The sequence below is a fragment of the Kitasatospora sp. NPDC096204 genome (assembly GCF_044763205.1).
Taxonomy (GTDB): domain Bacteria; phylum Actinomycetota; class Actinomycetes; order Streptomycetales; family Streptomycetaceae; genus Kitasatospora.
This window is the reverse complement of the sequence record NZ_JBIWFT010000073.1, coordinates 1-14,209: the sequence shown is the minus strand read 5'-3', so window position 1 is coordinate 14,209 and position 14,209 is coordinate 1. Positions and strand designations below refer to the sequence as shown.

The following is a 14,209-nucleotide window of genomic DNA, read 5'->3' as shown; positions in this document are numbered from 1 at the left end:
CGGAAGCCTACGACTTAAGCAGGGCCTGACGGCCCTGCGGCGGTGCTGGCGCACCGCCAGGTGCGGGGGTGCCGCCTGGCGGCGTCACCGTGGGTGGTTGCCCGAGGCTGCGCCTCGGGGCCCGGCTGCGCCGGGCAGTGGGTAGCGGGGGTTATTCGCCTGCGGCGAATTAGTGGGTGGATTGCAGTCCCTGGCGGGGCTTCACGTGACGGGGTGTCGCGCACGGGCCTACGGCCCGTCATGATCGGCGTTGACGATGTGACGCAGACTTCGGTTAGCGGCCCTTCTCCCCTATTTACTGGCAGCGTTTCCCCGGGCTGCGCCCGGGGGTTCGCATTGACGATGTGTCGCCCGCTTCCGGTATCAGTCACAACCCACCCCCCTGGGCCCTTCCCTCGGGCCCGGCCGATAGCCGTTCCCGCCTTGCGGTTGCTGGGATGTCGGCCCATCCGCCGCCCTCGGAGCCGGGCCTGCGGCCCTCGGGAGACACCCCGGGGTCACCGGTCCGGGCCCGGGGCTCCACCGCCCCTGTGGCGAGCCCTCACGAGCGCCCCGCACGACGGTTCCAGACGGGCCCTCAACCGCAGACTCCTGACCAAAGTTCGAAGCGTATCAGTCGGCGTTTCCCGGGCTTCTGCACGGCTCTATAGTACCGGTTTCCGGACGGGCGCAGGGCGCGAACAGTCAACCTGGCGGCAACCGTCCATTCTGCTCTATTTGGCCGCACTCTCGGCGGGAATTCAAATTCCCCTTCCGCTCCTTTTTAGGCGGCAATACTAAACCCTTTCGGGGCGCAGCGGCGAGGAATCGAATACGGGCACGCCGGAAATGGGCCTACGGCCCTCCATGCCGACCGCCATTCCAGACCACCCAGAAAATCCCGTCCAGCGCCACCCGGGCAATTCCCGGAGTGGCGACATCAAACCGAACGCCGGGCCAGGACGGCGGCCAGGGCGCCACCAGGGCGGGACGCAGCGCCGGGCGGCGGGGAGCCGCCGAGGCCGGCCAAACCGGCGCAGCCCGGTGCAACACTCCCACCTGCCCCCGCCCCCGCTCCTGGCCACATAACGCCGGGTCAGACACGAAACACCGCCCCGTGTTGCACCCCGCACCCGCCACCCGGCCGACCGCCACCGGCCGCCGAGCACCACCACCAGGACCAGGCCGCCGGGAAGGCCGGCCTTCCCGGCGGCCACCACCGAGCAGCAGCCGCGGCCCCGCCCAGGCACCCTGTCGCACCCACCTGTCGCGCCTAGACCACACACAGGGGAACAGGGATATCCGCCCACGTCACAGCACACGACACCACCCCATCGCGACAAGTAAGGCGACAGCACCCACCCGCCACCAGGACGGCGCCGGGACGGTCTCCCGGACCACTACCAGAACAGTCCTCACGGCGGCCTGACGGCCACCCGGCCACCCAGCCGTCCATCCAGAACGGGCGGTACCCAGCAGCCCGAGACAGCAGCACAGCGAGACGACCAACGGAAGCCAGGACAGCAGCGCGGCCCGCACACAGCCCCAAACGGCGGCGCAGCGCAGAGGCGCCTGGACGGCCCCGGCCCGCACGCCGCCCTGGACGGCGGCGCAGCACCGGCCAGGCACAGCAGACCCGGGACGACGGCGCAGCGAGGCAGGCACGGCCACCGGCGGGGACGACGGGCACGGCCTGGACGAAACCGAACACCAACCCCCGCCACCACCCCCACCCCGCAAATCCGACCCGAAATCACACCACTACCGACAGCCAACCCGCCAAAACAACCAGGCGGAATACCGGGCGGAATTCACCCCCGAAAACAACCCACAACACCAGGCTGACCCCCGACCCGACCCCCACCCTCACCAGCCACCACACACAGTCACCAAACATGCCGCCACTCACCGCCACCGAACGCCTCAACAGGTCCAACCAAAGGTCCAGACAATATGGCCTGGAGAGCCATTTCATGCCCGTAACACCAACAGGTCACACCCTGCGGCCCCTCGCCGGGTAGAGCTTGACGTGCAGCACACGGTCCTCCCACCACGGATCGTCCGGAGTGGAGACCAGCGCGGCCACCAGCTCGCGCTTGGTCGGGACCGGCAGCACCAAAGGGCCCAAGTCCTCGACGGCGGTCCTGTTCACACTCGGGGCACTCCAGCCGATTCGGGCCGGGCCTTCTCCCGCAGCTCCCACTTCGAACCCTCCTTCCCCCCGATCGAGCCCCGGCACGTCCAGCACGGGCGCAGCGCGGCGTTCGCCGCCCGGGCCGCCTCCAACCGTTCTTCGGCCTCCCGTTCCAGGCGCTCCTCGCGGTCCTGGTGGCAGGGCCAGCAGCGGCCACCGGGGCGGCGGGTCCACTCGACCTGTCCCTGACGACCGTACTCCCAGGTGCTCTCCTCCTCGGGAACGTCACCGCAGTCGATGCAGACCAGGGAATCCATCAGCTCCTGGTGGGCCTTGTGCTCCTCGTCCTCGCGGGCGGCCTGGCGCAGGTCGTAGGCGGCCCGGCTGTCCGGGTTCTCCAACGCCTCGACGAGGCAGTGCCGGCCCGAACGGCTGCGGCCCTCCTCGGATCCGCGAAGCCCAGCCCACTGGCAAGACGCGCAAGTCATCGCCAGAAGCAGCAGCGCCACAGCGGTCGCCGCTCTGGCGCCCCGGGCCTAGAAGGGAGCGCGGGCACGGGTGGTGTAGAGGGCGAAGGCGGACTCGGCCATGTCGATCGCCATGCCCGTGATGACCAGCGCGGCCTTCGTCGAACCGGTGAACCTGATCCAGCTGACATCGCCGTCGGTGGCCATTGCCTCGCGAGTCAGGACGGCGAGAGTGCCGTGCAAGTCGCCGTGCGCGAGAGAGCTGCAGGCGCTCCAGAACAGCTCGGCTCGCTCCCCTCCAGCAGAGGTGTGCGTGCCGGCTGTGCGCACGATCTCGCCGTAGCCAGGCATCTTCAGCTTCCCCTTCGACAGCTCGCCCTCCGGTATGCCCGCCGTGCGCAGCAGGTTCTTGATCCGTTCCTGTCGCTCCTCCTGGCCGTCCAGCGCGTGGCCCATCAGTTCGGCCTTCGCCGCGTTGCTCTTCAGGTCCGCGAAGTGCATCCGCAGGCATCTGTGGACCCGCTCGCGGCGGGAGGCGGGCCCGAGCAGCCACACGGCCCGTGCGGCGTTCTCCAAGGCGGCGCGTAGCAGGGTGAACGGGGCGTGGGTGGGCAACAGCATCTCTCGGTGGCCGGCGTTCTCGGTGCCGCTCACGAGGGCAGCCAGGGCCTGGAGGTGATCTACCGCCACGACCAGGGCGTGGTGGGCGCTGTGCGAGAGCTGGTACGGGTCGGTCCTCGCATCGTCGCCGGCGAGCGCGCTGCCTGCTTCAACGCGCCATCCGGGCCAGGGACCGGCAGTACGTTCGCCAAGCGGCACGATGCGCTCGAAATGGCGCAGCATAGCGTGTAGGAGGACCGTCTCGTCCACCTCGTCAGAGATCGTCATGGCCGGTCAGAGTAGAGGTTCCCCCGCAGCGTGATCCAGCGATTTCCCGTGCGCACCGGCACCGCCGCGCACGGGTGGACCACGAACTCCTCCTGGTCGACCAGAACCGCGCAGACCCGCACACGGACCCGTCTGGTGACCGCTTCGATGGTCACCGCCGGGCCCGGCCGGGACGCGCTCTTCCGAAGTGCGGGCCTCGGAGCGTACCGCTCAGCGGGCCAGGGTCACCGTCAGCGTCTCGTCCGGGGAAGCGGCTCCTTGGTCGCACCCCGGCCGTAGGGTGGCGCGACGAGGAGGAGGCGGGGATGGTGCAGGGTGTGGGGCCGCTGGTGCACGTGTCCGACTGGCCGGGTGGGCTCGCGGTGTGGGGGTTGGCGGAGCCGGAGCGGTGGGGGGTGGATGTGAACGTGATGGTGGAAGCGGGTGAGGACATCGAGGCGGTGAATCTGCGGCTGCTCGGGGAGGTGTTGGCACACCTGGAGTGCTCTGTCAGGCCGGGGCTGGCCTGACAGAGAGTCCTGGGCCCCGGAACCGCCCGGTGGGGTGCGCCTGCCAACGGGAATCGAGACCCACGCCCCTTTTCCCGCGGCGTCGCCGCGTGCCGGCGTGTTTCAGGGCGTTCGAGGACTACGCCGCGGGACGCCGTGGGAGGCGCCGTCGTCGCATCGCCCGGCGTGTGGCCGTCAGTGCCAGCCCCACTCCCACGCTCAGGACGACCGTCGCCGCGGCCAGCAGGGTGGAGCGCCAGGGCCAGGGCGCGCCCGTCAGTTCCAGGTGGGCCGAGGGGTACTCGGAGAACTTCGCGGTGGCCAGCGCCGTACGGCGGTCGCTGTGCTCGGCGAGGTCCCGCAGGACGGGATCGAAGCCGAACTCCCCGGAGCGCCGTCCCCCGTCGGGCAGTTCGGGGGTGAGCCCGTTGCGGCGGGCCCAGCCGCTCAGTGCGGTGCCCAGGCCGGAGGCGTCCTTGACGCCGGGCACCACGAAGCGGTCCGCGCCGTGGGCGTCCCCTGTCGCCGGCCGGGTGACGAGGACCAGGCCGTGGCGGGTGGTGATGGTGTCGCCGGCGCCGATCACCACCGTGCGGGTGGCGAAGGAGACTCCGCCGTACCCTTCGAGGGCCGCGGCCGCGTCGATCTCCTCAACCCCGTCGACCAGGCCGATGGCCGTGGTGGGGCGCAGCCACGGGAACGCGGCGTTGAGGGCGTACGGCAGGTCGCCGAGGGCGAGGTGGTTGGCCGGTATCGCGGTCGGTCCGTCCGGAGTCCAGCCGGGGTAGGACAGCCCGGTGCCGATACGGGTCGCTTCCGTCTGGCCGGCCAGTTCCTCGACCACTCGCAGGGCGCCCACGGTGCCGGAGGTGACGCCCGCGGTGGTGGTCACCCGCCCGTCCTCGACGTAGCGCTGCCCGCGCTTCCAGTTGACCTTGGGATAACTGCGTTCCAGGGAGCCGATGTTGGACCAGAACGACGTGGCGTCGCGGCCGTCGAGCAGACCGGAGGCGGCCAGCAGCTCGGAGCCCGCGCACACCCCGAGGATGCGGGCGCCCTTGCGATGGCGTTCGACGATCCACCGACGCAGGCCCTGCTCGCCCGCGCCGGTGGGGTCGCTCACCGCGGGCACGACCACCACGTCGGGTTCCGGCAGGGTGGCGTCCGCCACCTCGGCCAGCGTGTGGTCGGGCAGCAGATGGGCGCCGCCGGACAGCGGGCTGACACGGCGTTCGGCGGCCACCGTGTAGACGAACATCTCCCGCGACTGGGCGAACACCTGGTAGGGCGCGAGTACGTCGGTGGCCACCGAGCCCGCATTGGAGACCGCGACCGCCACCGCGATCCGGCCGGGTGGCACCGGCCGGGCGGCCGGCCACGCCCTGGCACCGGATCCGCGGGGGGCGGCGGCGAAGCTGTCGGCCATCGACGCGCTCACTCCCGCGAAGGCGATCCCCGCGAAGGACGCCGCGGACAGCGCCGTGGCCAGCAGTACCCAGCCGATACGGCGCAGGGCCCGGTGCCCCTTGCGCGCCTCGGCACCGGAACCCGTCTCGGAACTCACTTCGGACATCACATACCTCGACAATTCGGGCATCGATCGGCAGTGTGGTGCCGTCGGCCCTGGTGGAAACGGCTTCGGGGAAACGGGGAGACCCGTGGAGACGCGAAAGCGTAGGAGGCCGGGGAGGCAGGGGCGACGGCCCTGCCGCGGGGCCGGTCCGTCAGGCGGTCGGCCGCAGAAGTGCGCGCAGCCTCGAGGGAGGGACTCCGAAGGCGTCGGCGACCACCCGGCGCAGCTGCCGCGCGTCGCGGAAGCCGCAGCGGGCCGCGACCGCCTCCACCGTCAGATCAGTGCCGGACAGCAGGCAGCGGGCCCGCTCCAGGCGCAGTCGCCGCTGGTAGGCGAACGGGGTGATGCCGGTGACCGCGGTGAAGGCCCGCGTCAGACCGCGCGGAGACAGCCCGGCGACGCCCGCGAGTTCCCGCAGGGTGAAGGCGGCGTCCAGGTGCTGGGCCAGGTGGTCCTGCACCCGGTGCACCGCGGGCTGGACGTGGTCGCGGTGCCGCAGGAACGGACTGATCTGCGTCGTGTCCCCGTCCCGCCGCAGGTACAGCACCAGTTCGCGGGCGACCCGCGCGGCCAGTTCCGGGCCGCGGTCCCGCTCGACCAGGGACAGCGCGAGATCGATCCCCGACGAGATCCCCGCACTGGTGCTGATCCGCCCGTCGTGCACGTAGAGCGCGGCCTCGCGTACCCGGGCCCGCGGGTACCGCTCGCGCATCGCCGAGGTGAGCGACCAGTGGGTCGTGCACCACCTGCCGTCCAGCAGTCCCGCTTCCCCCAGGACGGCGGCACCGCTGCACACCGACGCCACCCGGGCACCCGCGTCGTGGGCCTCGCGGACCCAGCGCACCACGGCGGGCTCGACCAGCCGGTCGGATCCGGTCAGCCGGGACCCCGGTACGAGCACCAGGTCGCCAGCCATCGGCCGCCTCGTCGGCAGCGGTGCCAAACCGGCCAGCCGCAAGCCCTGGGCGGACCGCAGAGCGTCTGTCTCGCCGACGTACTCCAGCCGGTAGCCGCCGCCGAAATGCGCCGCGGCGTCGAACACTTGCACAGGGCCACCGAGGTCCAGCAGGTTCACCTCGGGCAGCACCAGGACCAGGACCCGCCCGGTGCACCCATTCCTCTCGTCGCTCACCCCGTCACGGTAGGCGGGCCCGGGCCGCCCGCACGAGGTCTCCCGGGGGCCGATACCGGACGGATCCGGCACTCACGAGCACCGCGGCGACGGGCCGTCGGGATCAGTGTGGCCAGCGAAGGCGCGGCGTCCCGGTCCTCCGGGCCGCGCCCGACCGGCACCCGAACCCCACCGGCCCCTCACCGCACCGCCCCAAGGCCGCGGCCGGGCGGGCGGCTGGGTGGGTGGAGGAGCTGGCCGCCCGGACCGGCAGCCGGCGCTTGGTCGAGTACGCGGCCGCGGTGCTGGCCTGCGGGCGGGACCTGGACCCCAAGGACGACGAGGACGGCGGCGTGGACCCCGACCTCGCCTTCGTCCTCAGCGGGCTGGTGCTGGTCCACGAGCCCGGCCTGACCAAGGGCGAGGGCCTCGCCCTGGCCACGGCGGGCGCTATCACCCTCGCGATGCCCCGCACCATCACCGTCGACGACGACCCCGACGGACAGCTGCCCGAGCTCGCACACCACCTCGACCAGGCCGTGGCCGCCGGACGGCGCGCCAAGCCGTAGCGCGCCCGGTTCCGTGCGATGGCCCGCTCCCCGCTTGGGGGCGGGCCATCACTGTGACCTGCGGCGGGGAATTTTGACGGGGCGGAACTCACCGGTCCCCGGGGCGAAGCTCACACGGGTGCGTGACTTCGGTGGTGCTGACCGGGTTCACCGGTCATGACGAACGTGACCGTCCTGCCGGTGGCGGCCGAGCCGCCCACCGAGGACGAGGACCAGGAGCAGCGGGAGCGGGAGCGGGAGCGGGAGCACGTGGTGAACGACGTGCTCGCCGAGGCGGGCTGGCGGGCGGCCGGGTGGGTGCGCGGCCTCGCCGGGCGGCAGACGCAGGAGGCGCATCGCACGGTGCTGGGGCGGGCGGCCGACGCCGTCGAGCAGGCCTGCGGGCGGGAGGTCGTGCCGGGCGCTGAGGGGCAGCTGGACGAGGAGCTGGCCTACGATCTCGGCGCCGGGGTCGTCACCGGCAGCCCGCTCGCCACCACGCTGCCCGACCTGGCGGCCGGTGAGCGGGTCGCGCTGGCGGCGGTGTGCGCGCTGGCCGCGGCGATGCCCTCGGCGGTACTCGGCGAGCTGGCGCGCGAGCTGCCCGTCCTGGCCGCCACGATGGACGCCGCCGCCGAGGCCGGCCGCACCGCCGCGCCCGGTCCGCCGGTTCAGCGTCCGACGCCCTGAAGGACACCGGCCTCGGCGCTGACCGGGCCGGTGGGGACCGGCTGCGGGCACACGCGGGCCTCCAGCCGCTCCAGCTGCTCCGCGCTGTCCCGGCACTCGGCGGCGTCGTCGCCGAGGCCTCGCGCGTCCAGCTCACGGCCGAGCGCGAGGACGCCGTCGCGCAGGCGCAGCAGCGCACCGCCCGTGCGGGCCGGCTCGCGGGCCGGGGCGGGGTTCTTCTTGGTGGCGGGGAAGGTCTTGGTGTCGAGGTGGTCCACCGCGTCCTGGAGGAGTTCCCAGGCGTCCAGGAGGAGGGTCTGCTGGGTGCTGAGCATGGGGAGCAGGGTCACGGGGGTGCCGTTGGCGTTGTGGCTGACCGCGCCGTCGATGCCGAGGGCCACGCTTCCGTGGACGGTGGCCAGAGTCTGGACGGCGGTCAGCAGCGTGTCGGCGGTGTCGCGCAGGGCGGTGCGCGCCTTCCGGGCCCGGCGCCCCTGCGGGGTGTCGTCTTTCTCGGCGGCCAGCAGGGCCAGCGCTTCGTCGCCGAGCTGGTCGTGGCACGCCAGCAGCGCGGTCACGGCTTCGGCGAGGTGGCTCTCGTGGGCGGTGTGCTGGTCGGTCACCGGACTCCTTCGCTCTGTGTCCCAGGTCCGGGCGCGTTTCGCCGTGACCTGGGGAAATGGCCTGGGACTGTCCCGGCAAACCGGATATAGCGGGCGCGGTGGGACGGTGCTGGGACAGGGTGTCCCGGGTCTGTCCCAGCCCCCCGGGCGGCCGAGGCCGGCCCGCTGCTGGCGACGGTATCCGCCCGCGCCGCGGCCTGTGGGCCGTTCCGGTCGATATCACCCCGCCGGCGCAGGCACGGCGCCGCCGGTCGTACGGGCGTGCGATCTACGATTGCCGCATGCCCGACTCCTCCGGTTTCCCCGAAGACCTGCTCGCCCTCCAGCGCCGCTGGTACGCCGCCGAGGCCGCCTGGGCCGCCGACCCGACCGAGGAGAACCGGCTCGCGTTCACCGAGGTCGGTGCCGAGCTGCACGCCCACACGCACTGGGCGCAGGCCGGCAACCGGCGGCACGAGGCCCTCATGCGGTTGAAGAAGGCCGCCCGGCCGGACGCCGCGCAGGAGCCGGCGGCCTGACGCCCGCAGCCGGGTTCGGGCACCCGGCCCGGGGAAGGGGCCGGGTATGGGCGCGCGCGACCGGCACCGGGAGCTCGCCGGCCCGGCCTCGCAGGCCGAGGCCCGGCGGCTGACCGGGGAGCTGCGTGCCGCGATCGAGGAGGTCCGCTCCGCCGTCCTGGTCCTGGCCGCGCGGGTGCGCACCGGGCACGGGTGTGGACCGCACTCGGGTACAGCGGCTGGGCCGCGTACGCGGGCGCCGAGTTCGGGGTGAGCCGCTCGACCGCCTACCGGCTGCTCGACCTGGCGGCCGCGGCCGAGGCGATCGAGGACGTCGTCGCCCGCCAGGCCGGCCCCGAGCTGTCCCACGCGTGGGACACCGGCCTGGTGCTGCCCATGCGGGCGGTCGTCGAGCTCAAGGGCCGGGCCGGCGAAGGCCCCGGCGTTCGACCAGGTCGTAGAGGGCGGGCGAGGTCGCCGGGGGTGTGGTGGGGGGCGGTCAGACCTCCGACCACTGGTCCATGAGCGCGGCCATCCACCCGGTGTGCTCTGCGACCGCAGCCCAAAGAGAAGGGAAGTCGCGGTCCGGGAAGCAGGCTTCCACCAGGCCGTAGTACGGGGCGTTCGTGGAGAGCTTTGAGGCGAGGTGCTCCGCAGGCGTGTAGTGGATCAAGGTGTTGCGGAAGTGCCGTGCCTCGCCGCTGCGGATCTCGGCGCTCACGGGGTGATCGAGCATGGTGGCGAGCAGCGAGCGGGATGCCGACCCCAACGCGTTCTCGTACTCGTCCCTGAGCTTCTCCAGGCTGGACAGCACATGGTAGAGCGTGATGTATCTCAGCTTGAAAACGGTCTCGGCGGAAGCGGGGTTGTCGTCGTCCCGCAGCATGGCGTCGAGAACGTTGAGGGAACACTGGAAGGCGGTCAGGGAGGCCTTCATCTTCTCGGGCAGGCCGGCATCGAAGATCTGGTTGAAGTGGCGCTCGGACCGGTGATTCCGGTCTTGAACCGCGTCGTGGGTGATGCTGTTCATGAACGAGGGGCCACGCCACGGCAGGTGCCCGGCCGCTTGGCTGATGTACGCGCTCTGGGCCCGGGCCACGGCCCGCAGTTCCGGTCCCAGGGCGGGGAGGTCCTGCAGGGCATCGGCGCGCAGGGCCATGGTGAACGCGACCGTGTGGGTGGTGGCCACGAGCCGGCCCCGGTAGCGGAACTCGGCCAGGTCCGTCTCCAACCAGCGCGCGAGCGAGAACCAGGTGTTGCCCAGGAACACCTGCCGTCCCTCATCGATGATGCGTGCGAACGCGTCACCCGCCTTGTCCAGGCCGGTCTTGGAGTCGTCGAAGAACTTGACGCTGAGCCGCGCCCTCTGGATGGTCTCCTCGTGCTCGTAGGCCAGGGAGGCAGCGAATCCGGGGTCGTTGACCTTCAAGGTCCTGTACGACTCGTGGATGATGAGCGACAGGTAGCTGTTCATGCAGAAGATCGGGACGACGGCCCTGCCGGTGTCCTCGACGACGCATTCCAGGAAACGGCGGCAGAACGCAAGGTCGCCCTCGATGAGGAGACGCGCCACGTCCTGCTTAATCCCGGCCCCAGAACTCATCGAACCCCCCGTGCCTTTCCTGATCTGGGCTTTCTACCATGTCGTCCCGGCCAGAGCGATGAGTTTTAGAAGCGAGCCCGAACAGGGAAGCGGGCGAGGGTGAGGGACTGGTCGAGGGTGCGGGTGTCGCGGACGGCGCGCTCGGGGCCGCGGTCGAAGGCCACGGCGTACGGCCACGGGGAGGGGTAGGGGCGGGCGGACGTGGGTGATGACGCCGAGGGTGCCGACGGAGACGTCGCAGCACACCCTGGCGCAGCGCGAGGCCAGAAGTCGGTTGCTCCTTCCTGGTCGAGGGCGAGCAGGGGGTGGCGGTCGGCTTGGTCTACGACGAGCCAGCCTTCGACCAGGCCGGCCCATCGCGGCCGGCACCGCCGGACGCCACCACCGCACCCGGCCCACCGCAGGCGCCGGCGGGACCCGCGACGACCGCCCGCCATCACGTACACCACCAGTAGGGAGTAGAGAAAGGCCAGGAGAGGTTGTCAGAATGGCCTTTGACCTGCGTAAAAGCGAATGGGTGGCATCGGTGAGGGGCTCTCGTCAGGGCCCACGGCAGGAGCCACGTCGAGAGCTACGTCAGGACCTGCGGCAGGGCGGCTGGGGCGGTCGCCTCGCCCGCTACCCGGTTCGGCCGGCCTGGGCGCCCCCGGTTCGACAGCGCCGTCGACGCTGCGGCCTTCGCTGTCGAGTGGGCGGGGCCCGTGGCACACACAGCCTCGGGCTGGTGGAAGAGTGTATCCGGTTCCGCTGCGGGTGGTGTTTGGCGGCACTCTGGGGGTGTGAGTGCCCGAGGGTCCGCGCGGGTGCGGCTGCCCCACATCGAGCCGATGCTGGCGACGGCCAGCCCGCTGCCGTCCGGGTCCGGGTGGGTCGGGGAGGTGAAGTGGGACGGGGCGCGGGCCGTCGCGTACGTGCCCGAGGCGGCGCCGGTGCGGTTGCTGGGCCGCTCCGGCGTGGACTTCACCGGCCGGTTCCCCGAGGTCGCCGACGCGCTCACGGAAGTCCGGGGCCCGTTGGTCCTGGACGGCGAGCTGGTCGTGATGCGCTCCGGTATCCCGTCGTTCGCTGCGTTGCAGGGCCGCATCCACCGCACCCGCCCGCAGGCGGTGCGGGCCGGCGTGGCGGCCGCGCCCGCCCTGTACGTCGCGTTCGACCTGCTGCACACCGGCGAGCGGTCGCTACTGAACGAGCCGTACGCGCGCTGGCGCGACCTGCTGGAGAACCTGGCCCTGGAGCGCCCGCACCTGCGGGTACCGCCGCTCTGGGACTCGGTCACCGAGGCCTACGGATGGACCCGCGAACACCGCCTGGAGGGCGTCGTGGCCAAGCGGCTCAACTCCCTCTACCGGCCCGGTACCCGCTCCCGCGACTGGACCAAGATCAAACACCTACGGGTGGCGGACGTCGTGATCGGCGCCTGGCTGCCCGGCGAACCGGCCGGAGACACGGTGCGCGCCGTCTTCGTCGGCGTCCCCACCCCGCCCGACGGCCGGCTCCTGTTCGTCGGATCAGTCAGCAGCGGCATGGTCACCGCCGAAAAACGCGCCCTGGCAGCCGCGCTGCGGCGCCTCACCGTCCCGGTGTCACCGTTCACCACCGGCGCCAGCCTGGGACTGCCACGCGGCACCGAGGTCCACTTCGTACGGCCCGAGCTCCACGCCGAAGTCGAATTCCTCGAACTGACCGACAACGGCCGACTCCGACAACCGGTCTGGCGAGGCCTCCGCAGCTGACGTGCGGCGCAGCCGGCCGAGCCCGAAGGGAGCAGGGGGGTGTTCCGCGGGGCCCGGCCGCTGGGAGGTCAGCAGCGCCAGGGTGGCGTGACGCGGCTGCTCTGCTCGATGGCCCGGTGGTGCTGTGGTGGTGCCGTCGTGGGGGGAATGCTAGACCCGCTGATCGGCTGGCGGCTAGGGCTGTGACCTGGGATTTTTCGGCCGCGAACATGCCATCCGGAAGGACTGGAGCCGGCCCCGGCCCCCACTGACACCCCGTCCGGAATCGACGTCACCGGCGCCCCGGAGTGAGACGGCCCGGCGGCCGGTCCGCAACCGATCGGGCACGGCCCGCACGACGGCCCGCCGGCCGCCGCCAGGACGACGCACTCCTCCTCCCGGCGGCGACCACCGGGGGCGGCGGAGCCCCGGCCAGGCCCGCGGCTCCGGGACGGCGGCGGTCAGGGGGTGTCGCGGCCGGGGCCGGCGGGTTTCGCCAGGCCCGGTGCGCGACCTGGCGCAGCTCCTCCAGGCGCTCGACCAGGACAAGCGGCCAGAACGACCCGTTGAACTGGTCGAGGGGCGCCGTGGGCGGGTCGGCGGGCCAGCAGGCCCGCTCCAGCCACTGCTTCTTGCCGGGTAACTTCGCGACGCCGAGGTCGACGGGCCGGGCGCAGCGGGGAACGAGGGCCGGCGTCGACGAAGGGCGCACTTCGGACCGACGGCCGGCGCCTCGACGGCCTCCGCGATCAGCACCTCGGCCCGGGTGTTGCAGCCGTTCGAGATGGCCGTCCACTTGGCGGGACGCTCGTTCTCGCCGTCGACGGATGGGCTTCGGGGAGCCGGGCTTCCTCGTGGACGAGGAACGCTTTGAGGAGGTGGGTGCGGGTCGGCGGCCGGAGGGGCTGTTCTGCGGGGTGAGGCCGATCTCGGTGAGCAGGCCGCTGCTGGTCTGGGTAGAGCTTGGCCCAGCCGGTGCCTCGGCGCCTGACTGGTAGCGGAGGGCAGCGATCGCGGCGCAGGGCCTTCACCGCTGCTTGTGTGGAAAGGGTGGCGAAGGATCGTCAATAACCATACGATCACCGCCAGTTCATCCGTGCACATTGTGTTCAGACACAGTCAGGATGGTGAAATGACCAGGTTCACGACCAGGTTCGCCAAGGGGACCGCGATCGCGGCCGCAGCGGTCGCGCTGGCGACCTTCGCTCCGACGGCGGCCCAAGCCCATGGCCCGTCCGACCTCACCCCCGCCACGGCGGGCTCCAGCACGCCCGCCAGCCCCGCCCTCGCAATGCCCACCTGTATCCACAACCCGGACGCCAACATTGGCGTCTTCACGTTCGCCGGCGACACCATCGAGCCGGGCGCGGCCTGGTGCAGCTACAGCTACATATACGAACTCGCCATGCAGGGCGACGGCAACCTCGTACTGTACAACAGGGAGAACCGCGCGCCGATCTGGGCCACCGGCACGTACAACCACCCAGGCGCGAAGGCGAAGATGCAGTCGGACGGGAACTTCGTCATCTACGACACCAACGGCGCCGCCCTCTGGTCCACCGGCACCTGGTCGGCCGGCCCCAACTCGTGCTTCGTGTTCCAGAACGACGGCAACCTGGTCCTCTACAAGGGCGACAACACCGGGGCGGCATGGGCCAGCAACACCCGCGGCGGCTGACCTCCCACCCGGCGGGGCGGATTCCTCTGCCCCGCCGCAGCACCTGAACGCCATGGCGACGGAGGCCGTGCCAATCTTCTGATCCATGGTGCGGAACGCCGAAGAGGCCGCTGCCCTGTCGGGTGGCGGCCTCTTCGCATTGTTTGTCCGCGATCTCCCAACCGTGGTTCTGGATCACTTTCCGTGCCAGAGCCACAGAGCGTCACCACAACCGCGATCATGAACGGTCGTGGCTGACG

General features: G+C 71.9%; 14 protein-coding genes. 7 read left to right on the top strand and 7 right to left on the bottom strand.

Features of this window, described 5'->3' with window-relative positions:
• Window positions 1-1,972: 1,972 nt before the first annotated feature.
• From ACIQ87_RS39600 to ACIQ87_RS39590, 3 genes are all read right to left on the bottom strand, one after another.
• Complete coding sequence (locus tag ACIQ87_RS39600; RefSeq protein WP_402417040.1) at window positions 1,973-2,131, bottom strand: hypothetical protein; 159 nt, start codon at window positions 2,129-2,131, stop codon at window positions 1,973-1,975.
• Window positions 2,128-2,514 (bottom strand): hypothetical protein, encoded by a 387-nt coding sequence (locus ACIQ87_RS39595; protein ID WP_402417038.1) that lies wholly within the window; start codon window positions 2,512-2,514, stop codon window positions 2,128-2,130. The genes ACIQ87_RS39600 and ACIQ87_RS39595 overlap by 4 nt, the downstream gene beginning before the upstream one ends.
• A gap of 135 nt (window positions 2,515-2,649) precedes the next feature.
• Window positions 2,650-3,468: a hypothetical protein gene (locus tag ACIQ87_RS39590; protein WP_402417036.1), complete on the bottom strand. Its 819-nt coding sequence runs from the start codon at window positions 3,466-3,468 to the stop codon at window positions 2,650-2,652.
• A 305-nt stretch (window positions 3,469-3,773) separates the two neighbouring features.
• Here ACIQ87_RS39590 and ACIQ87_RS39585 point away from each other — a divergent pair, with 305 nt between their 5' ends.
• Window positions 3,774-3,977: a hypothetical protein gene (locus ACIQ87_RS39585; protein ID WP_402417034.1), complete on the top strand. Its 204-nt coding sequence runs from the start codon at window positions 3,774-3,776 to the stop codon at window positions 3,975-3,977.
• A gap of 118 nt (window positions 3,978-4,095) precedes the next feature.
• On the opposite strand, the gene ACIQ87_RS39580 is transcribed toward ACIQ87_RS39585, so the two are convergent.
• A complete protein-coding gene (locus ACIQ87_RS39580) occupies window positions 4,096-5,520 on the bottom strand; it encodes a DJ-1/PfpI family protein (RefSeq protein ID WP_402417033.1) in 1,425 nt (474 codons plus the stop codon).
• Window positions 5,521-5,680: 160 nt separating this feature from the next.
• Entirely contained in the window at window positions 5,681-6,661 is a 981-nt protein-coding gene (locus tag ACIQ87_RS39575; protein WP_402417031.1) for a GlxA family transcriptional regulator, read from the bottom strand.
• A gap of 224 nt (window positions 6,662-6,885) precedes the next feature.
• On the opposite strand from ACIQ87_RS39575, the gene ACIQ87_RS39570 reads away from it, so the two are divergent.
• The gene (locus ACIQ87_RS39570) at window positions 6,886-7,209 is read left to right on the top strand and encodes a hypothetical protein (RefSeq protein ID WP_402417029.1); all 324 of its coding nucleotides are present in this window, start codon (window positions 6,886-6,888) and stop codon (window positions 7,207-7,209) included.
• A 156-nt stretch (window positions 7,210-7,365) separates the two neighbouring features.
• On the top strand, window positions 7,366-7,878 hold the full coding sequence (locus tag ACIQ87_RS39565; RefSeq protein WP_402417028.1) for a hypothetical protein: 513 nt from the start codon (window positions 7,366-7,368) through the stop codon (window positions 7,876-7,878).
• On the opposite strand, the gene ACIQ87_RS39560 is transcribed toward ACIQ87_RS39565, so the two are convergent.
• The gene (locus ACIQ87_RS39560) at window positions 7,860-8,480 is read right to left on the bottom strand and encodes a hypothetical protein (RefSeq protein ID WP_402417027.1); all 621 of its coding nucleotides are present in this window, start codon (window positions 8,478-8,480) and stop codon (window positions 7,860-7,862) included. The genes ACIQ87_RS39565 and ACIQ87_RS39560 overlap by 19 nt on opposite strands.
• 281 nt (window positions 8,481-8,761) lie before the next feature.
• On the opposite strand from ACIQ87_RS39560, the gene ACIQ87_RS39555 reads away from it, so the two are divergent.
• Together ACIQ87_RS39555 and ACIQ87_RS39550 are read left to right on the top strand one after the other, a co-directional pair.
• Window positions 8,762-8,998: a hypothetical protein gene (locus tag ACIQ87_RS39555; RefSeq protein ID WP_402417025.1), complete on the top strand. Its 237-nt coding sequence runs from the start codon at window positions 8,762-8,764 to the stop codon at window positions 8,996-8,998.
• A 46-nt stretch (window positions 8,999-9,044) separates the two neighbouring features.
• Entirely contained in the window at window positions 9,045-9,251 is a 207-nt protein-coding gene (locus ACIQ87_RS39550; RefSeq protein WP_402417024.1) for a hypothetical protein, read from the top strand.
• Between the two features lie 225 nt (window positions 9,252-9,476).
• Here ACIQ87_RS39550 and ACIQ87_RS39545 read toward each other — a convergent pair whose 3' ends face one another.
• Entirely contained in the window at window positions 9,477-10,550 is a 1,074-nt protein-coding gene (locus ACIQ87_RS39545; protein WP_402417022.1) for a hypothetical protein, read from the bottom strand.
• 809 nt (window positions 10,551-11,359) lie between these two features.
• Between ACIQ87_RS39545 and ACIQ87_RS39540 the strand changes: the two genes are divergently transcribed.
• A complete protein-coding gene (locus tag ACIQ87_RS39540) occupies window positions 11,360-12,313 on the top strand; it encodes an ATP-dependent DNA ligase (RefSeq protein WP_402417021.1) in 954 nt (317 codons plus the stop codon).
• 1,111 nt (window positions 12,314-13,424) lie between these two features.
• Window positions 13,425-13,970, top strand: a complete 546-nt coding sequence (locus ACIQ87_RS39535; RefSeq protein WP_402417019.1) for a hypothetical protein — start codon at window positions 13,425-13,427, stop codon at window positions 13,968-13,970.
• Window positions 13,971-14,209 lie beyond the last annotated feature (239 nt).